The sequence below is a fragment of the Actinorectispora metalli genome, assembly GCF_056323685.1.
This window is the reverse complement of record NZ_JBREYE010000001.1, coordinates 2,634,636-2,653,657: the sequence shown is the minus strand read 5'-3', so window position 1 is coordinate 2,653,657 and position 19,022 is coordinate 2,634,636. Positions and strand designations below refer to the sequence as shown.

Annotated in this window: 20 protein-coding genes; 2 read left to right on the top strand and 18 right to left on the bottom strand. The window is 70.9% G+C overall.

Going from position 1 to position 19,022, the window contains the following annotated elements; translation table 11 throughout:
* From ACU6XJ_RS12500 to ACU6XJ_RS12415, 18 genes are all read right to left on the bottom strand, one after another.
* Positions 1-582, bottom strand: a complete 582-nt coding sequence (locus ACU6XJ_RS12500; RefSeq protein WP_476310046.1) for a TlpA disulfide reductase family protein — start codon at positions 580-582, stop codon at positions 1-3.
* Positions 579-1,211, bottom strand: coding sequence for a histidine phosphatase family protein (locus ACU6XJ_RS12495; RefSeq protein WP_476310043.1), 633 nt, complete (start codon positions 1,209-1,211; stop codon positions 579-581). Before ACU6XJ_RS12495 ends, ACU6XJ_RS12500 begins: the two co-directional genes overlap by 4 nt.
* Positions 1,212-2,558: a glutamate-1-semialdehyde 2,1-aminomutase gene (gene hemL, locus ACU6XJ_RS12490; protein ID WP_476313972.1), complete on the bottom strand. Its 1,347-nt coding sequence runs from the start codon at positions 2,556-2,558 to the stop codon at positions 1,212-1,214.
* A gap of 61 nt (positions 2,559-2,619) precedes the next feature.
* Positions 2,620-2,964, bottom strand: coding sequence for a hypothetical protein (locus ACU6XJ_RS12485; RefSeq protein WP_476314114.1), 345 nt, complete (start codon positions 2,962-2,964; stop codon positions 2,620-2,622).
* Positions 2,965-2,978: 14 nt separating this feature from the next.
* The gene (locus ACU6XJ_RS12480) at positions 2,979-3,422 is read right to left on the bottom strand and encodes a hypothetical protein (RefSeq protein WP_476310040.1); all 444 of its coding nucleotides are present in this window, start codon (positions 3,420-3,422) and stop codon (positions 2,979-2,981) included.
* On the bottom strand, positions 3,419-4,042 hold the full coding sequence (locus tag ACU6XJ_RS12475; RefSeq protein ID WP_476310038.1) for a hypothetical protein: 624 nt from the start codon (positions 4,040-4,042) through the stop codon (positions 3,419-3,421). The genes ACU6XJ_RS12480 and ACU6XJ_RS12475 overlap by 4 nt, the downstream gene beginning before the upstream one ends.
* Before the next feature lie 14 nt (positions 4,043-4,056).
* Positions 4,057-4,509 carry a hypothetical protein gene (locus ACU6XJ_RS12470; RefSeq protein WP_476310035.1) on the bottom strand — a complete coding sequence of 151 codons (453 nt, stop codon included), beginning with the start codon at positions 4,507-4,509 and terminating at the stop codon, positions 4,057-4,059.
* 43 nt (positions 4,510-4,552) lie between these two features.
* On the bottom strand, positions 4,553-5,077 hold the full coding sequence (locus ACU6XJ_RS12465) for a hypothetical protein (protein ID WP_476310032.1): 525 nt from the start codon (positions 5,075-5,077) through the stop codon (positions 4,553-4,555).
* Positions 5,078-5,097: 20 nt separating this feature from the next.
* Complete coding sequence (hemB, locus tag ACU6XJ_RS12460) at positions 5,098-6,081, bottom strand: porphobilinogen synthase (RefSeq protein ID WP_476310030.1); 984 nt, start codon at positions 6,079-6,081, stop codon at positions 5,098-5,100.
* On the bottom strand, positions 6,081-7,610 hold the full coding sequence (locus tag ACU6XJ_RS12455; protein WP_476310027.1) for a bifunctional uroporphyrinogen-III C-methyltransferase/uroporphyrinogen-III synthase: 1,530 nt from the start codon (positions 7,608-7,610) through the stop codon (positions 6,081-6,083). Before ACU6XJ_RS12455 ends, hemB begins: the two co-directional genes overlap by 1 nt.
* 18 nt (positions 7,611-7,628) lie before the next feature.
* Positions 7,629-8,591, bottom strand: a complete 963-nt coding sequence (gene hemC, locus ACU6XJ_RS12450) for a hydroxymethylbilane synthase (RefSeq protein WP_476310025.1) — start codon at positions 8,589-8,591, stop codon at positions 7,629-7,631.
* Positions 8,588-9,958 carry a glutamyl-tRNA reductase gene (locus ACU6XJ_RS12445; RefSeq protein WP_476310022.1) on the bottom strand — a complete coding sequence of 457 codons (1,371 nt, stop codon included), beginning with the start codon at positions 9,956-9,958 and terminating at the stop codon, positions 8,588-8,590. Before ACU6XJ_RS12445 ends, hemC begins: the two co-directional genes overlap by 4 nt.
* Positions 9,958-10,689, bottom strand: a complete 732-nt coding sequence (locus tag ACU6XJ_RS12440; protein ID WP_476313970.1) for a redox-sensing transcriptional repressor Rex — start codon at positions 10,687-10,689, stop codon at positions 9,958-9,960. Before ACU6XJ_RS12440 ends, ACU6XJ_RS12445 begins: the two co-directional genes overlap by 1 nt.
* A 293-nt stretch (positions 10,690-10,982) precedes the next feature.
* Positions 10,983-11,615: a fasciclin domain-containing protein gene (locus ACU6XJ_RS12435; RefSeq protein ID WP_476313968.1), complete on the bottom strand. Its 633-nt coding sequence runs from the start codon at positions 11,613-11,615 to the stop codon at positions 10,983-10,985.
* 124 nt (positions 11,616-11,739) lie between these two features.
* Entirely contained in the window at positions 11,740-13,299 is a 1,560-nt protein-coding gene (locus ACU6XJ_RS12430) for a molybdopterin-dependent oxidoreductase (RefSeq protein ID WP_476310020.1), read from the bottom strand.
* A gap of 226 nt (positions 13,300-13,525) precedes the next feature.
* Positions 13,526-13,744, bottom strand: a complete 219-nt coding sequence (locus ACU6XJ_RS12425; protein WP_476313966.1) for a glutaredoxin family protein — start codon at positions 13,742-13,744, stop codon at positions 13,526-13,528.
* Positions 13,745-13,800: 56 nt separating this feature from the next.
* Entirely contained in the window at positions 13,801-14,955 is a 1,155-nt protein-coding gene (locus tag ACU6XJ_RS12420) for an acyl-CoA dehydrogenase family protein (RefSeq protein ID WP_476310018.1), read from the bottom strand.
* Positions 14,956-15,133: 178 nt separating this feature from the next.
* Entirely contained in the window at positions 15,134-16,663 is a 1,530-nt protein-coding gene (locus ACU6XJ_RS12415; protein ID WP_476310016.1) for an AMP-binding protein, read from the bottom strand.
* A 302-nt stretch (positions 16,664-16,965) separates the two neighbouring features.
* Between ACU6XJ_RS12415 and ACU6XJ_RS12410 the strand changes: the two genes are divergently transcribed.
* Positions 16,966-17,673 (top strand): sigma-70 family RNA polymerase sigma factor, encoded by a 708-nt coding sequence (locus ACU6XJ_RS12410; RefSeq protein WP_476310014.1) that lies wholly within the window; start codon positions 16,966-16,968, stop codon positions 17,671-17,673.
* 252 nt (positions 17,674-17,925) lie between these two features.
* Entirely contained in the window at positions 17,926-19,020 is a 1,095-nt protein-coding gene (locus tag ACU6XJ_RS12405) for a DUF5667 domain-containing protein (RefSeq protein WP_476310012.1), read from the top strand.
* Positions 19,021-19,022: the final 2 nt, after the last annotated feature.

Here is a 19,022-nt window from a genome sequence, read left to right as displayed (position 1 = left end):
TCAGCTTTCCTCGGCGATCTGCTTGACGACCGGGTCGAGATCGTTCTCGCTGAGTTCGCGCAGGAAGATCGCGGCGACGCGGTGTTGGCGGTCCAGGATCACCGTGGACGGCACCACGTTGCGCGGGTAGCCCTTCAGTGCGAGCAGGGAACGGCCCGGCTGGTCGTAGATGGACGGGTAGGTCAGGCCGCGGTCGCGGACGAAGTCCAGCGGCTCGGTGCGGATCGGGTCGCGCAGGTCGATGCCGAGTACCTGCACGCCTGCGGCCTTGTGGCGCTGGTAGACCCGCTCCAGGTCGTCGGCCTCGGCGCGGCAGGGCGGGCACCAGGCGCCCCATAGGTTCAGCACGACGACCTTGCCCTCGTAGTCGGACAGCGTGATCTGCTTGTCCGGTTCGGTGAGGCTCTCGCCCGCCAACTCGCCGACCTTTCCGCGGTCGGCGGGTGCGTAGAAGATCGTCTTCTGGCCGCCGGGGGCCACGAACTGGAACTGGCCACCGCCGTGGACGACGGCATCGGTGCCGGTGGCGCAGCTTGCCAGCAGCAGACCGCCCAGCAGCACCGCCGTGAGTCGGCCGATCATGCGCCGGTCTGCCTCGGGTCGGTCGCGCCCGCGGGTTCGCCGTAGCCGATCTCCACCAGCTTCTCGTCGGCGAAGAACAGGCTGGTCAGCGACGCCAGCGAGCACTGGCGGGCGCGGGGGTCGTGCCAGAGGCGGCGGCCCTCCAGGTAGCGGCGCAGGGTCCAGATGGGCAGCTGGTGGGATACGCACACGGCCTCGCCGTCGCCCGCGGCGATCCGGGCCCGGTGCACGGCTGCGAGCATGCGCTCGGCGATGACCAGGTAGGGCTCGCCCCAGGACGGCTTGAACGGGTTGACCAGCTTGGACCAGTGCCGGGGTGAGCGCAGCGCGCCGTCGCCGACGGCGACCTTCAGACCCTCGAACCGGTTGTCCGCCTCGATCAGGCCGTCGTCGGAGGCGACGTCGAGGCGGTGCGCGTCGGCGATGGGACCGGCGGTCTCCTGGGCCCGTTCCAGCGGGGAGGCGACCACATGCGTGATCGGGCTCTGCGCCAGGTGCTCGGCGACCAGCTTCGCCTGCTGTCTGCCCAGTTCGGACAGCCGGTAGCCCGGCAGCCGCCCGTACAGGACGCCGTCCGGGTTGTGCACCTCGCCGTGGCGGAGCAGGTGCACGGTGGTCTTGACGGTCACTCAGGCCTCCTGAGGCTGGGCCGCCGCGGCGGCTGCCGCGGCGTGGGGCAGGGCGGCGGCGATCAACTCGAAGGCGTCGTCGTCCATCGCCGCGGAGACGAACCAGGCCTCGAAGGCGCTCGGCGGCGGGTACACCCCGCGCTCCAGCAGGGCGTGGAAGAACGGTGGGAAGCGCCAGGTCTGCGCCGCCTTGGCGGCGGCGTAGTCGTTCACCGGGGTGTCGGTGAAGAACACGCTGACCAGGTTGCCCGCGTACGCCACCCGGTGCGCGACGCCCTCGGCGGTGAGCGCGTCGGCGAGCAGCTCGCCCAGCCTGCGGGCGTTGCGGTCCAGTGCCCGGTACACGGCGTCGTCGGCGTTGCGCAGGGTGGCCAGGCCCGCGGCCACCGCCACCGGGTTCCCGGACAGGGTGCCCGCCTGGTAGACCGGACCCGCAGGCGCCAGGCGGGCCATCACGTCGGCCCGGCCGCCGAAGGCCGCGGCGGGCAGGCCGCCGGACATCACCTTGCCGAAGGTGTAGAGGTCACCGGCCACGCCCTCGGTGCCGTACCAGCCCGCGGCGGAGACGCGGAAGCCGGTCATCACCTCGTCCATGATCAGCAGCGCGCCCGCGCCGCGGCACATCTCGGCCAGCCCCGCGTTGAAGCCGGGCAGCGGAGCCACCGCGCCCATGTTGCCCGCGGCGGCCTCGGTGATCACGCAGGCGATGTCGGGGCCGTGCTCGGCGAAGGCGGCCCGCACGGCGTCCAGGTCGTTGTAGGGCAGCACCAGGGTGTCCGCGGCGGTGGCACCGGTGACGCCGGGCGTGGTGGGCAGGCCCAGGGTCGCGACGCCGGAGCCCGCCTCGGCGAGCAGCGCGTCGACGTGGCCGTGGTAGCAGCCCGCGAACTTGATCACCTTGCGGCGGCCGGTGAAGCCGCGGGCGAGGCGGATGGCACTCATGGTGGCCTCGGTGCCGGAGTTGACCAGCCGCACCTGCTGCACCGGCGCCACCCGGCGGATGATCTCCTCGGCGAGGTCGATCTCGCCCTCGGTCGGGGTGCCGAAGGACAGGCCCGCGCCCGCCGCCGTGCGAACCGCGTCCACCACGGCGGGATGGGCGTGGCCCAGGATCATCGGGCCCCAGGAGCAGACCAGGTCCACGTAGCGGTTGCCGTCGGCGTCCCACAGGTGGGGGCCCTGCCCGCGAACCATGAAGCGGGGGGCGCCGCCGACCGAGTGGAAGGCCCGCACCGGCGAGTTGACCCCGCCGGGAATGACCTCGCTCGCGCGGGCGAACAGTGCCTGCGAGTTCGTGCTGTCGGCCGCCGTGGTCGCCCCGGGTGTGCCCGCGGGGTCAAGCTGGATTCCGTCACCGGTCACGATCCCAGTCTGACAAACGCGCGGGCGTGGCCGTCGTCACGTCCGGCTATCTGCGGTTGGCCCGCCAGGCGAGCAGCAGTTGGCGTACGGAGTCCATCAGCAGCAGCACCGCCAGTGTGCCGAGCGCAACGGCCAGCGCGATCCACTGGCCGAGGTACCGCTCGACCGTCTGCTGTCCGGTGGAGGTGGCGAAGTCGGTGGTCACCACGCCTGCGCGCCAGGCGAGCCAGGCACCTAGCAGCAGGGCGGCCACCGCGACCACCTCGGCGCCCGCGACGTACCAACGCCACGGCTGGTGCAGCCGCGGGGGCGGCCCCACGGGTTTCACACCGCGCTGGACGCGCGGCGGTTGGTCTGCGTCCTTGGGGACCTCGGGTGTCGCTGCTGTCACGGGTACAGAGGGTCTCATGGCGCCACGACCAGGGGACGCAGCGCCGCCGCCAACGCCTCGCCGTCCCGCGCCCACGCCAGCGCGATGCTGCCGGAACGCAGCCGCAGCGGGACCGCGATGGTGTTCTTGGGCACCGTCCAGCCGCCGCCGAGCACTCGGGCGCCGATGTCGGCGCCCACCTCGTCCACCGCCTCGATCTCCGCGACCGGCAACAACTCCTGGCCTTGGCGCAGCACCGTCGGCGTCAGCTCCACCGAGCAGATCCGGCGGCGCGCGTGGACGGCGGCCACCGAGATGACGGCGAGCACTCCGAGGCCCAGCAGCCAGCCCAGCAGGTGCACCGGGCCGGTCAGCGCCTCCACGCCGATGCCGACGGCGCAGAAGGCGGGCGCCCACAGCAGCATCAGCCAGCTTGCGCCCGGTTCGTGGTAGAGCACCGGGCCGTCCTGTTCGATCATCGCCGCTGGTGCGCCCGGAAGAAGGCCGCCGACGGCGGCACGTACAGCAGCACGATCGCGGCCACGGTCACCAGCGCCTGGGCGGCGCTGACCCACAGCAGGTCGGGGTTCATCGGCACGCCGAACTGCTCCAGCAGCCCCGGGTTCGCGAGGTGGGCGCCGACCGAGCCCACGGTGGTCAGCAGCCCGATGACGCCGAGCACGGTGAGCACGATGCGAGCCCAGTTTCGGCCACGCCAGGCGATGATGGCGAACACCACGAACACCGCCGCCAGCACTACGGCCACCGCGGCGGAGATCACCACGGCGACCATCGCGAAGGCCTCGGCCTGCTCCTGGGTCAGCGGCGGACCGCCGCCGGGGGCCTGCCGGGCGGTGTCCACCAGCGAGCCGCGGTCGGTGAAGGCGGGCAACACCGATCCGAGCACCGACAGCGCGGCGCCGATCAGCCAGCACCACAGCGACGCGGTGACGGTGCCCGGCCGCGGGATCTCGGTGGGCACCTGTTCGGGCGGTGTCCAGCCCTGCTGCATCGGCGGCCGCGGCGGCGGGTCCTGGCCTTCGCCGAAGCGGGGCAGGCCGCCGAGCCCACCCGGTTGATCAGCCGGTCGATCAGCCATCGCTTCCCTCCCGATCAGGCGGCCGTTTCGCGGGCCGCGCGCACCTCCGCCAGCCACTCGCGGGACGCGGGCAGCCAGGTGTAGGCCAGGGCGGCCAGCACGATGATGAGCACCACGATGCTCAGTGCGGACGGGCCGCCGAACAACAGCAGCACCAGCAGGTACAGCAGTCCGACGATGGTCAGCGCGAGCGCGGCCCATGGCCGGGCGGCTTTCAGTTTGAGCGCGAAGAGCACGATCAGCCCGCCGAAGAGCAGGCTGAGCACCGCGTTGTTGAGCACAAGCTCGGTGATCACCCCGTCGAGCTTGTCGGCGGGCACCTTGGCAGCGAGCAGCTCCTGCCGAACCTTGCCCAGGTTGACCAGCAGCCAGATCAGGTTGAACAGCCCGAAGGCGGCCAGCGCCAGCCAGATCCCGATGGCATTGCGGATGGACCGGGGAGCGGCGGGAACCTGCGGGTCCGTCATGGCCGCAAGTCTGGTCCATCCCGCTCGCGCGGGCACGCCCGACTCAGCGTGTCGGCAGGAATCCGTTGTCGAAACCCGTGACGCGGGGCCGTGCCGTGGACCGGAAGTAGGCGTTGGCTTGCTGCCGGTACATCATCACCAGCGCCGCCACCTCCACCGCGATGCCGATGGCGACCAGCACGATCTCGGCCGCGCTGAAGCTGACGCCGAGCTTGCTCGCGTACCCCAACGCGATGCCGACCAGCCCGATGCTGCCGAACAACACGGTGGCCGCGGCGATGACGGTCAGCACGATGCGGGCCCAATTGCGGCCCAGGGCCATCCGCCGGGCCAGCGAGACGTAGACGCCGAGGACGGCGAGCGCGAACAGCAGCCCGAACAGCACCGAGGAGTTCACCGCGGTGTCCACCTGGTTCTGGGAAAACTCGGGCGAGGCGCGGCGCACCTCATCGACCAGCATCTCCCGGTCCGCCAACCGGATACCCGCCCGGATCAGGCCGAGCACGGCGCTGATCACCCACAGGGCCTGGGCGCGGCGGATGGTCTTGGGCACGGCACTGTCTGCCATGGCTCAATACTGACAGGCGGTCAGCGGCGGTCCTCGGCCAGCCAGCGAGCGGCTTCGGTGGCCCAGTAGGTGAGGACGATGTCCGCGCCCGCCCTGCGGATCGAGGTGAGGGTCTCCAGCACGGTGCGGCGCCGGTCCAGCCAGCCGTTGGCCACGGCAGCCTCGACCATCGCGTACTCGCCCGAAATCTGGTACGCGGCAACGGGAACGTCGCTGATCTCGGCCGCGGCCGCCACGATGTCCAGGTAGGACATGGCGGGCTTGACCATGATGATGTCGGCGCCCTCGGCCAGGTCCAGCCGGATCTCCCGCAGCGCATCCCGTGCGTTGGCCGGATCCTGCTGGTAGGACTTGCGATCCCCGGTGAGCTGCGAGTTCACCGCCTCGCGGAACGGCCCGTACAACGCCGAGGCGTACTTGGCCGTATACGCCAGAATGCCCGCGTCGGTGTGCCCGGCGGCGTCCAGCGCCTCGCGGATGAAGCCGACCTGGCCGTCCATCATTCCGCTGGGCCCCACCAGATGCGCGCCCGCCTCGACCTGGGCGACCGCCATCTCCCCGTAGATCTGGAGCGTGGCGTCGTTGTCCACGGTGCCGTCCGGGCCGAGCACGCCGCAGTGGCCGTGGTCGGTGAACTCATCCAGGCAGGTGTCGGCCATCAGCACGGTGGCATCGCCGAGTTCGGCCCGCACCTCGCGCAGCGCCACGTTGAGGATGCCCGCCGGGTCGACTCCCGCCGACCCGGTCGCGTCATGGGTTTCGGGCACGCCGAACAGCATCAGCCCGCCGACGCCCGCCTCCACCGCCTCGACGGCGGCCTTGCGCAGGCTGTCCAGGCTGTGCTGCACCACACCGGGCATGGTGCTGATCGCCACCGGCTCGGTGGCGCCCTCCCGCACGAACATCGGCAGCACTAGCTGCCGGGCCTCGACGGAGGTCTCTCCGACGAGGCGCCGCAGTGCCGGGGTGCGGCGCAGCCGCCGCGGCCGGTGGGAGGGGAACATCAGCGGCGGGCCCGCTTGGTCTTGCGGGGCGGCGGCAGCGCGCCCTCGGCGCGGAGCCGGGCCGCGTGCTCGGCCAGCGCGTCGACCAGCGTGTCCACCTGCGCGATCTCGGGCTGCACGTCCACCCGCAGGCCGAACTCCCGCGCGGTCTCCGCGGTCTGCGGGCCGATGCAGGCGACCAGGGTGCGGGCGTGCGGCTTGCCCGCGATGCCGACCAGGTTGCGCACGGTGGAGGACGAGGTGAAGCACACCGCGTCGAAGCCGCCGGTCTTGATCATCTCGCGGGTGTCGGCGGGCGGCGGGGCGGCGCGCACGGTCCGGTAGGCCGTCACGTCGTCGATCTCCCAGCCGCGCTCGCGCAGGCCCGCGGCCAGCGTCTCGGTGGCGATGTCGGCCCGCGGCAGCAGCACCCGGTCCACCGGGTCCAGGATGTCGTCGTGCGGCGGGAACTCGGCCAGCAGACCCTCGCTGGACTGGTCGCCGGAGGGGATCAGCTCGGGCAGGATGCCGAAGGAGCGGACCTTCGCCGCGGTGGCCTCGCCGATGCAGGCGATCTTCACCCCGGAGAACGCACGGGCGTCCAGGCCGAACTCGTGGAACTTCTCCCACACCGCGCGGACCGCGTTGGTGGAGGTGAACACCACCCACTGGTAGCGGCCGTCCACCAAGCCCTTGACCGAGCGTTCCATCTGCGCGGGGCTGCGGGGCGGCTCCACGGAGATGGTGGGCACCTCGACCGGGATCGCGCCGTGGCTGCGCAGACGCTCGCTCATCGCGCCTGCCTGCTCCTTGGTGCGGGGCACCAGCACCTTCCAGCCGTACAGGGCGCGGGACTCCCACCAGGACAGCTTCGACCGGGCGCCCGCGGCGGAGCCGACGGTGACCACAAGCTGGCCGGGCAGTTCCGCCGCGTCGGCGGCCAGTGAGGCCAGCGTGGTGTCCACGGTGCGCTGCGAGGCGTTGGTGCCGTCGGTGGTCACCGCGACCGGGGTCTGCGGGGCGAGGCCGTGCTCGACCAGCGAGGAGGCCGCCTCGGCGAGGTGGCTGCCCGCGGCGTGCAGGACCAGCGTGCCGGGAGCGCCCGCGAGCGCGGCCCAGTTCACGTCGCCGCGGACGTCGACCTCGGTGTGCACCCCGCCCAACGCGACACCCGCGTAGGCGGTCACCGCGGTGGCGGCGGGCACGCCCGGCACCACGTCGAAGGCGGCACCGGTCTTGGCGACGGCTTGCGCCTCGGCGACCACCGCGTCGGCGGTCAGCGGGTCGCCCGCGACCAGTCGGACCACGTTGCGGCCCGACTTGGCCTCGGCGGCGAGGTCCTTGGCGACATCGGCCGGGTCGCCGACGGCGGGGCGAACCTCGGCGCCATCGGGGGCCATCGCGACCACCTCGGAAGGCACATCCGGATCGGTGACGACAAGCTCGGCGGCCGACAGGAGCTGATTCGCCCTGACGGTCAACAATCCGGCGTCTCCGGGACCAGAGCCAACGAAGGCAATACGTCCTGGGGTCTTGCGTGCACGGGTCATCAGGCTCTCCCGATCCAGCTACTGACCGGGACCGCTGAGCAGCGCGGCCCCGAGTTCGAGCAGTTCCGCAGCCAGCCCTCGGCCCAGCTGCTCGGCGGCGGTCATCTCTCCGAGTGCGGAGGCGCGCAGCAACTCGACGGCGCCGGGGTTCCCGGCTGCCGCATCGAGACCTGCCGCGGCCACTCCACGCAGCGACAGCCGCATGACCACACGACCGTCTTCGGTCAAGTCCTCGACCACATCGGCGAGCGCTCCCACCGGCGCGCTGCAACCCGCCTCGAGAGCGGCGAGGAAGGCGCGCTCGGCGGTGACCGCCGCACGGGTGTCTTCATCGTCCAATGTGGATCGAAGGAGGTGTTCGGTGTCCATGTCGTCGACCCGGCACTCGACGGCCAGCGCGCCCTGCGCGGGTGCGGGCAGCATCTGCAGTGGGTCGAGTGTCTCGGTGACGACATCCAACAGCCCGATCCTGGCCAGTCCGGCCCTGGCCAGCACGACGCCGTCGAGCTCGCCGTCGGTGACCTTGCGGATGCGGGTTTCGACATTGCCGCGGATCGGCACGACCTCAAGGCCGAGCCCCAGCGCGTGCAGCTGGCTGGCGCGGCGCGGCGAGCCGGTGCCGACCCTGGCGCCCGCGGGCAGTTCCCCGAGCACCATGCCGTCCCGTGCCACCAGCACATCGCGCGGGTCCTCGCGCCGCGGCACGGCGGCCAGCGAGATGCCCGGCTCGGGCGCGGTCGGCAGGTCCTTATAGGAGTGCACCACCAGGTCGACCTCGCGGGCGACCAGCGCCTCGCGGACGGCGGAGGTGAACACTCCGATGCCGATTTCGGCGATGGGTGCCGACGAGCGGTCGCCGGGGGTGGAGATCGTGACCAGCTCGGCGTTCACGCCCGCCCGCTCCAGCGCGGCGGCCACTGTCGCCGATTGCGCCATGGCGAGCGTGCTGCCTCGGGTGCCGATCCTCAACGTGCGCTTCACTCGGGTGCACCGTCCTGAAGTGGGTGATCGCCCGCGGCAAGCAGATCCTTGGAGTCGAAAGAGGCCGCCTCGCCGACCACGGCGGGCAGGCTCGGGTCGAGTTCGAACAGTTCCCGCAGCGCGTCGGCGTAGCTGGTGCCGCCTGGCGCGGAGGCAAGCTGCTTGACCCGCACGGTGGGTGCGTGCAGCAGCTTGTCCACCACTCGGCGCACCGTGCGGGACAGTTCCTCGCGCACCTCGTCCTCGAGGCCGGGCAGCCGCGAGTCCAGGCGCATCAGCTCCGCGTCGACGACCTCCGCGGCCCTGCGGCGCAGGGCGGTCACGGTCGGCGTCACCGCGGCGGAGCGCTGCGAGGCCAGGTAGTTGCGCACCTCGTCGGCCACCAGCTTGGCGGCCGTGTGGGTGTCCACGCCGGAGGGCGCACCGCGCAGCCTCTCCTGCAGCGTGGCCAGATCGACCAGTGTGATCCCGGCAAGCTCGGCGACCTCGGGTGCGACATCGCGGGGCAGGCCGAGGTCGCAGACGACCAGTGGCTTGGGGGTGGCGCGGCGGCCGAGGGCGGCGGCGACGGTGGCCGCCGACACGGTCGGCTGCTGCGCGCCGGTACAGGCGATCAGCAGGTCGGCGGCGGCGAGGTGCTCGTCCAGCGCGTCGAGGTCGACGGCGCGGGCCGGGGTGCCCTCGGCGCGGGTCAGTTCGGCGAGGTGCTCGGCGTTGTCCCTGGTGCGGTTGGCGATCAGCAGTTCGCCGATGCCCGCCCTGCGCAGCGCGGCGGCGGTCAGCCCGCCCATGGAGCCGGTGCCGACCAGCAGCGCGCGGCGGCCGGTCAGCTCGCCGAGCACCCGCTCGGCGTCCGCGAGGCCCTCGGAGACCACGGACGCGCCCGCCCGGTCGATCTCGGTCTCGGCGTGCACCCGCTTGCCGGTGCGCAGCGCGTGCTGGGTGAGCTCGTGCAGCGTGCGGCCGACCGTGCCCGCCTCTTCGGCGGTGGCGTAGGCGGCCCGAAGCTGGCCGAGGATCTGCGCCTCGCCGACCACCATGGAGTCCAGGCCCGCCGCGACGGAGAACAGGTGCTCGACGCCGCCGCCCGCGTAATGCACGTAGAGGTGCTCGGCAAGCTCGTTGACCTCGAGGCCCGCATGCCGGGCCAGCACGCCGGTCACGTCGGCGAGGCCGCCGTGAAAGGCCTCCACCACCGCGTAGACCTCGATGCGGTTGCAGGTGGAGAGCAGCAGCACCTCGGTGATGTTGGTGCAGCCCAGCAGCTCGGTGAGCAGCTTGGGGTGATCAGGTGTGGTGACGGCGACGCGTTCCAGCACCGAGACGGGCGCGGTGCGGTGGGACAGCCCGACGGCCAGGAGGCTCATCAGCGCACCACCTCCGGCAGCACTCCGTCCGGCATGGCACCGTTGCCTGCCGCGGCGTCGGCCAGCTCATCGGCCCGCCGCGCCACGTGGAAGGACAGGATCTGCATCTCCACCGCCAAGTCGACCTTGCGCACCTCGACGTCGTCCGGGACCTGGAGCACGACGGGCGCGAAGTTCAGGATGCATCGAACGCCTGCTTTGACCAAACGGTCGCAAACTCCCTGGGCGGCCTGAGGCGGCGTCGCGATGACGCCAACGGTGACCTCGCGGGCGGCGCAGACCTCCGGAATATCGTCGACGTGGTCGACGGGAATGCCTCCGACCTGGATACCGACCAGATCGGGGTCCTTGTCAAAGAGCGCAGCGACCGGGAAGCCCCGGCTGGGGAAACCGTCGTAATTGGCCAGGGCGTGACCGAGATTACCGATTCCGACCACGGCGACCCGGTGCTTGCGGGTGAGACCGAGCACGCGGCCCACCTGGTCCACGAGCACCTCGACCTCGTAGCCGACACCGCGGGTGCCGTACGAGCCGATATAGGACAGGTCTTTGCGCAATTTCGCGGAGTTCACGCCCGCCGCCACGGCGAGTTCCTCGGAGGAGATCGTGGTGGTGCCGCCCTCGGCGAGGCCGGAGAGCACCCGCAGGTACACCGCGAGCCTGGCGACCGCGGCCTCCGGGATGGCCTTGGCCCGTGCCGCCGGGACATCGAGACCCTCGACGGGGATCACCGGGTCACCGGGCGGGACCTGGGGGCCGGTCACTACCTCGCCACCCTCTTCCCGCTGTGCGGCCACGCCTGGACTCCTTGCGAAAGTTGCGGCTGACGAACCCGGAACCGGAGATCTGAGATAACCCGGCCGGGGACTTGACTCTTTCTACGGTAGCCATTTGTGAACGTATGCACAAAGTCGCTCGTTAGCCCAGACGTGTTGCTTGCGGCGCAGATCACCGTGTCGAGACGCGCCTGTATCGGTGGACGGACCCGGTGAGCCCGCCCCCCGAACGAGAACGTTCCGCCGGCTCAGGCCGCGGGCTGCAGCACCTTGTCGATCACGAACACGGTGGCGTTGCGGGTCGGGATGTTGCCGCACAGCACGGTCGCGTCGTTGATCTTGATCGTGTCACCGTCCTGGGTGACCCTGACCTGCTTGCCGTCGGCCAGCGTGACGATCTCACCACCCTTGAGCAGGCCCTCCTTATCGTGGCGGGTGGAGGACACGTGGTACTTCAGCACCGTCGCAAGCTGCGCGGGATCGGCCTTCAACGCGGCCACCGTCTCGGGGGGCAATGCCTGGAAGGCGGCGTCGGCGGGCGCGAACACCGTCAGGTTCGGCGCGGCGTTGAGGGTGTCGGCAAGCTGGGCCTGCTTGATCAACGCGGCAAGCTGGGTGAGCAGCGGATTGGTGCTCGCCGCGGTCGCCACCGGCTGCTGAGCCATCGCGTTCAGGCCGCCCGCGGCATCGTCTTTGGGCAGGCCCGCGCAGGCCGCGCCGAAGGTGTCCTCGGGCTTGGTGACCCCACCCGCGGCGGGCTCCGCGCTCGTCGTCGTGGGCTGGGTGGTGGTATTGGTCTGGGTCGAGGGCTGCTCGCTGTTGGTGCAGCCCGCCAGCACGGCCGCCAGCACAGCGCCGAGAACAGCCACCCGCTTATTCATCCTCACGTGACACCACTCCTCTGCCGCGCACCCGGTTGATCGGGTCGCGCATGGGACGTCCACTACCGCGCCGAATCTGGTCCACCAGAGATACCGAATATCCCGCCTCTCCGCAGGATGTGCGCTATCGGACGGTGCACACGACCGAATGCCACCCGGTCGCGCCATCGGGCACCGGCGGCGCGTGATCGCCGGTCTGGGTGTAGCCGGTGCGGTCGGTGGCTCGGCACTCCAGCTTGTGCTCGCCCGGCGGCAGATCGACCTCGATGCGCCACATCCGCCAGGTGTCGCGGTTGACCTCGGCGCCGAGGTCGGCCGGTCGCCACTCGCCGCCGTCGACGCGCACCTCGACTCGGTCCACTCCGGTGTGCTGGGCCCATGCGGTGCCCGCGACGGTGACCTTCCCCGCGGCCACCGTCTCGAAGGACCGCGGCCGGTCCACTCTGGACTGGGTCTTGACCGGCGCCTGCCTCGCCCAGCCCCGCCGCTCCCAGTAGCTGCGCCGGTCCCAGGTGGTGACTTCCAGATCCACCACCCACTTGGTGGCGGAGACGAACCCGTACAGGCCCGCGACGACCAGCCGGGCCGGGAAGCCGTGCTCTACCGGCAGCGGTTCGCCGTTCATGCCGATCGCGAGCAGCGCGGGCCGGTCGGGTTCGGTCACCACGTTCAGCGGGGTGCCGATGGTGAACCCGTCCACGCTGGTGGAGTGGACCTGCTCCGCGCCGGGCCGGACCCCGGCCTCGGCGAGCAGTTCGCGCAGCGGAACGCCGACGAAGCTCGCCGTGGACAGATAGGGTCCGCCCACCTCGTTGGAAACGCAGGTCATCGTGATGGTGTTCTCGACGAGTTCGCGATCGAGCAGGTCCTCGAATCGCAGCCGCAATTCCCGGTCGACCATTCCGTGAATACGCAGTTCCCAGTCTTCGGCGCGCAGTCGCGGCACCGTCAGGTTCACGTCGATCCGGTAGAAGTCGGCATTGGGCGTGATGAAACTCGGCGTGCCCTGCCCGGTGAAATCCGCGCCCGGCGGAATGGTGGGCGGGGTCAGCCTGGGAACCAATTCGCCGACGGCCCGGCGCGAGGCCTCCGCGCCCTCCCGCGCGGACAGCAGGTGGCCCGCGATGGCCGCCACCCCGGCGCCCGCGGTGATCGCGGCGGAGTTACGCAGGAATCGCCGCCGGTCGGGCGCCGCGACCGCTTCTCCGGTCTGCGCCACGGGCGGGCGGTGGGCGAGCCGGTGCAGCCAGGCGAACACGCCGAGCCCGGCCGCGAGGGCGACGACGGGCGCGAGCAGCGCGAGCGGGCCGAGTCCCGGCCGGGTGAGCACCGCCGTGATGCCGATCGTGCCGAACAGGCCGATGAGCAGCAGTCCCGGTCCGGGTCGGCGGTGTGACAGCAGGCCCGCGAGCACCGCGAACACACCGATGGTGAGCGCCATGCCGATGAGCAGCACCAGCTTGTCGTGCACGCCGAACTGTTGGATGGCGAACTGCTTGAGCGGCTCCGGGGTGAGGTCGATGGCGCCGTCGCCCACCGCGAGGAAGGGCGAGGCCGCGGGCACGGTCACGGCGGCCACGAGATGCCCGACCGCTGGTGCCGCGACCGCGGCGATCACCCCGATCAGGGCCGAAATCAAGGCGCTTGGCCGCTCGGCGGGAGGATCAGGGCGATTGTCGGTCACACCCCTTATTCGACTCCGGGCACCGAATGGTTCGCCACCGCCGCGACGGACCCGTAAGGATTCCGTCAGAACCGAGGCAACGGAAACAGTGTTCCTCGGCGTGTTATCCACAAGGGCGCGACCTATCCACAGATCGTCCCCGCCCTCTTTCGCCCGCCGATCTTGGGCCATAGGCTGACCGAGGGGTCGCCCCCCGGGCGGGCGGGGGTTTGTTTGGTGGGGCGCGTCAGGAGGCTAGAGCGGCACGAAATCGGGCCTCTTCGACTTTCCAGTAGCCGTGTTCGGTGCCGTCGATGAGGATCACCGGGACGCGGTCGCCGTATTCGGCCCGCAGTTCGCGGTCGGTGTCGATGTCCACCGCCGACCACGGGACCCCGAGTTCGCCGCAGATGCGCCGCAGGTCCGATTTGGCCGTATCGCAGGGCGGGCAGCCCTGCCGCACCATCAGGGTCACCTCGTGGTCGGTGGGTGGCACCGCGGTTCTCCTCGCGCTCGTGGTCCTCAGCGCTTGAGCAGGGCGCGGCCGATCACCAGGCGCTGGATCTGGTTGGTTCCCTCCACGATCTGCAGCACCTTGGCCTCCCGCATGTAGCGCTCGACGGGGTAATCCTCCACATAGCCCGCGCCGCCCAGCACCTGGACCATGTCGGTGGTGACTCGCATGCAGGTGTCGGTGGCGATCAGCTTCGCCATCGCGGCCTGGGTGCAGTACGGCTGTCCCGCGTCCTTGCGCCGGGCCGCGGCCAGGTACAGCTGCCGGGAGGCCTCGATGCCCGCCGCCGCGTCGGCCAGCAGGAACGACACGCCCTGGAAGTCGCCGATGACCTGGCCGAACGCCTTGCGCTGGCCCGCGTAGTCCACCGCCACGTCCAACGCGGCTTGGGCCACGCCCACCGCGCAGGCGGCGATGCCGAGCCTGCCCGCGTCGAGGGCATCCATCGCGATCCGGAAGCCCTCCCCCTCGGCGCCGATCAGGCGGTCGACGGGCAGCAGCGCGCCGTCGAAGACGACCTGGGCTGTGGTGGAGGCCCGCATGCCCATCTTGCGCTCGGCGGGGGCCACCGAGATGCCCTCGGTCGCGGCGTCCACCAGGAAGGCGCTGATGCCCTTGGGACCGTCCGGCCCGGTGCGGGCCAGCAGCGAGTAGAAGCTCGCCTGCCCGGCGTGGGTGATCCACGCCTTGGTGCCGGTCACCCGGTAGCCGTCCGCGGTGCGTTCGGCACGGGTGCGCATGGCCGCGGCGTCGGAGCCGGAGTGCGGCTCGGACAGGCAGTACGCGCCAAGCTCCTGGCCGCCCAGCATGTCCGGCAGCCACCGCTGCTGCTGCTCGGGCGTGCCGAAACCGGCCAGCGCGTGGCAGGACAGGGTGTGCACGCTGACGCCGAGGCCCACCGCCAGCCATGCCCTGGACAGTTCCTCCACCACCTGGAGGTAGACCTCGTAGGGCTGGCCGCCACCGCCGAAGCGCTCCGGGTACGGCAGGCTCAGCAGCCCGGCCTCGCCGAGAATGCGGAAGACCTCGCGCGGGAACTTCTCGCCCTGCTCGGCCTTTGCCGCTTTGGGCGCCAGCTCACGCGAGGCCAGGTCCCTGGCCAGTTCCAGCAGTGCGACCGCCTCGTCGTTGGGCAGCGCTCGCTCGATCACGGGTGCACTCATCGCGACAGTCCTCCGGCACGGGCGGCTCGACGGCGTCATTGCCGACACCCCGAATACTAGGACGGCCGACTGTCGGGTGACCGACTCTGAAGCGGAGGCCACACCCGCGAACAGCGGTCTTCCCCGCACGGAACGCCCGAATCACCCGTTCGCCGGAGGCGTTCCGCGCGGGAAACCGTTAGGTGCTGCTCCGCAGGCGGCGGCGGGCGATCTTGCCGGTGGGCGAGTGCGGAAGCTCGTCGGCGAACTCGACGATGGCGGGCACCTTGAACTTGGCCAGCCAGTGCGCGCAGTGCTCGACGACCTGCTCGGCCGTGCGGTGCGCGCCTTCCCGCAGCACGAGCACGGCCTTGACCACCTCGCCCGCCCGCTCGTCGCTCACGCCGACCACGGCGGCCTCGGCCACCTCGGGCAGCAGGCAGAGCACGTGCTCCACCTCGTGCGGATAGACGTTGAAGCCGTGCACGATGATCAGGTCGCCGACCCGGTCCACCAGATGCAGGTCGCCGTCGGCGTCGAAGTAGCCGACGTCGCCGGTGCGCAGCCAGCCCTCGGCGTCGGGGCCGTTCGCTCCGTCGGGCCAGTAGCCGCTGCACAGGTTGGGGCCGCGCGCGGCGACCAGCCCGGTGCCGCCCACCTCGTCGCCGAGGTCGTCGTCCTCGCTGTCCAGCGGCTCGCCGTCGGAGTCCACCAGCCGCAACTCCACCCCGGGCAGCGGGGCGCCGACCGAACCCGGCCGCGCCCGCCCGGAGGCCAGCGTGGAGGTGAGCACCGGCCCGGTCTCGGTGAGGCCGTAGCCCTCGTGGATGTCCAGGCCGGTGTGCTGCTTGAAGTCCCTCAGCACCTTCTCCGACAGCGGCGCCGCACCCGAGGTGACCAGGCGGACCGTGCCGAAGGCCCGGCGCAGCCGCTCCGGCGGCAGGTCCAGCCAGGCCTGGAACATGGGCGGCACGCCGGTGATGACCGTGACCCGGTGCCGTTCGATGGCCTCCAACGCCGCCTCGGGGTCGAAGCGCTCCAGCAGCACCGCGGTGGCCGCGGCGCCCGTGGTCTGCAACAGGCCTGGTCCGAGGCCGTAGACGTGGAACAGCGGCAGCGCGATGAGCACGCGGTCGGCGGCGGTTACCGGAGCGGGGCGCAACGCCGCGCACTGAGCGACGTTGGACAGCAGGGCGCGGTGCGAGAGCATCACGCCACGCGGGCGGGCGGAGGTTCCCGAGGTATAGGCCAGTACGGCAATATCTTCTCCGCCACCAACTGCAACACCGTCACTCGTTTGGGTGTCATCCAAATAGGTCGCGAGCTCCAGTCGAGGTGGATCTAGAAAATGCCGGCCAGTGCCCCCGTCATGTCCCCCGACCGTGAAGGTGGCGCCACTGTTGGTGACCAGCCATTCCAGCTCCGGCCCCGGCGAGTTGGGATTGGCGGGCACCACCACCGCGCCGCGGTGCAGCGCGCCGAACAGCCCGACCGCGAAGGCCGCGCCGGTGGGCAGGCACAGGACGATTCGGTCACCGGGTCGCAGTCCGGACGCCGCCAGCCGATCCGATTCGGCCCTGACCAGGGAATGCACCTGCGACCAGGACAAACTGACGGAACTGCTCGCATCGATCAGCGCCGGATGTTCCGGATCGCGGGCCGCCGCGGCCGCCACCAGATCAGCGAGGTGGGAAGCAGTGACTTGAACCAGGTCTGCGGCATCCGCCATGATCAACCTCCGCGCACCAGAGCCGAGGAAGCAGTGTGTCACGTCACAGTTACGGCGTGCACGCCGCGTCAACAGTTCGTCAATTTGGGCCGACTTTGGGCTACCTACCAGAAAGTAACGACACGTATAGTGCCCGGTACCGCTCTGGATGGCTCGTCCATCCGGGGCATCGAGCAAGCGAGTGGCGCACGCTGGCGGCGACGGGCGAACCCGGACGGGGTATCGCCTGACGGGTTAGCACGGCGCCCGGCCGGAGATCCCCGATCCGGTGCCGCACCCGCTCGACGAAGGGACGCCGCGCGATGAGTTCTTGGGCCCGACCGAGGACGGTACGCACCGCCCTCGATGAGGGGCACGAACGTGCATCCGACGCTGTCACCACCCCCGAGCAGGCGCCCGCCGCGACCGAGCGGGACACGGCGGACACCGCGGCTGCCGAGGAGCAGGGCGTTCCCGACGAGCAGCATGAGAAGGCCTGGGAACTGGTACGCGCGGCCCAGGGCGGCGACACCGCCGCCTTCGGCCAGCTGTACGACCGCTACGTGGACATCGTGTTCCGCTACGTCCTGTTCCGGGTCGCCGATCGCGCTCTGGCCGAGGACCTCACCAGCGAGACGTTCCTCCGGGCGCTGCGGCGGATCGGTTCCATCAGCTACCAGGGCCGTGACGTCGGCGCCTGGTTCGTCACCATCGCCCGCAACCTGATCTTCGACCACATGAAGTCCAGCCGCTACCGGCTGGAAGTGCCTACCGATGATCTCGGCGACAACCGGCACTACGAGAATGGTCCCGAGCTCCAGGTCCTCACCGAAGCCACCAATGCAGAGGTGCTCCGATGCGTCGGCATGCTGAACGACGATCAGCGGGAGTGCATCGTGCTGCGGTTCATCCAGGGCCTGTCGATGTCGGAGACCGCCAAGATCATGGGGCGCAACGAGGGCGCGATCAAGGCTCTACAGCACCGTGCGGTGCGCAGACTGGCCAAGCTCATGCCGCACGACTTTCGTTGACAGTTATTCAGCCAGGGGGAGTCTTTATGGTTGAGAACTCAAAATTTGGCCGCCGATGTATCACCGGCGGGGGGTATGCCTTCTGGGAATAGCACGTTAACTGTTACCTGCGGTTCTCCCAGGTCACGGGCCTGGCGCCACGGATCAAGTAACGGAATGATTGCGTTTCCAGGGGTAAGGCCTGCAATAGCCGTAACTAGGGACGTCTCTCGGTCGTTTCTCGGTGCAGGATCATCGAGACAGGGTGGAACAGTGCACGAAGAGCAAGGGCCCCAGGAGCAGCCCAGCCAGGAGGAAGAACTGGCTGTGGCCGCCCTGCTGCGTCGCACCGCCGACGAGTTGGGTCCGGACGAGTCCGCGAAGGAGCGGATGCGCGCTCGCATCCTCTCCGAGCTGGCGCATGCTCAGGCGGGCCCGCACGTCACCACCCCGCTGCCAAGGCCACGCCGTCCCGTCCCCAGCCCTCGCGGGGACGGGCGGCATGCTTTGCGCAGGCCCCGCGGCCGAAAGCCGGTGCGGCAGGCCAAGTTCGGGCCGGGCGGCCGGTTTCTGCTCTCGGTGAGCGCGGCCTTCTGTCTGCTGCTTTCCCTCTCCGGCGTCGGCATGCTGCTCAGCAAGGACGCCATGCCCGACGACACCCTCTACGGGCTGAAGCGGACCGCGGAGGACGCCTCGCTGGGGCTGACCTTCGACAAGCACGAGTACGCGCTCCGGCATCTCGAGGTCGGCGGCACCCGCATCCGCGAGGTCAACTCGATGTCGCTGCGGACCGACCAGAACAACCTCGACGCGCTCTACCTCTCCTCGCTGAGCGACTTCGGCCACCACGCCAAGGAGGGCACCAAGCTCATCACCACGATGGCGGCCGAGGGCGACTTCCAGCTTGTCGACAGGCTGCGCAAGTGGGCGGACGAGCAGGGCAGTTCGCTGGCCGCCTCGCAGCGGCGGATGCCGAAGTCGGTGCAGGCCGCCGCGTTCGCCGATCTGCGTCTGCTCGGCGCGATCCACCAGCGGGCAGGCGTGCTGCTCTCCCGCCAGCCCTGCGAGAAGATCTTCGCGGGCACCTCGGACGAGTTGGGCCCGCAGCCCTCCACCGAGCCGTGCAGCAACGAGCCCGCGCCGACGCCCGCCCCGCCGTCGATCGCTGGCACCCCGGCGCCCGCCCCGTCACCGGCCCCCAAGAGCCCCGGTATCGGCGACCTCATCCCCAGCCAGCTTCCCAAGCCGGACTGGATTCCCGGCAGCGGCTCGGACAACGGCAAGTGGCCCATCCCCAGTCCGAGCGACATCTTCCCCGACCAGGGCGGCTCGGGCGATAGCAACGGCTGGTTCCCCGGCGGAAACTGATC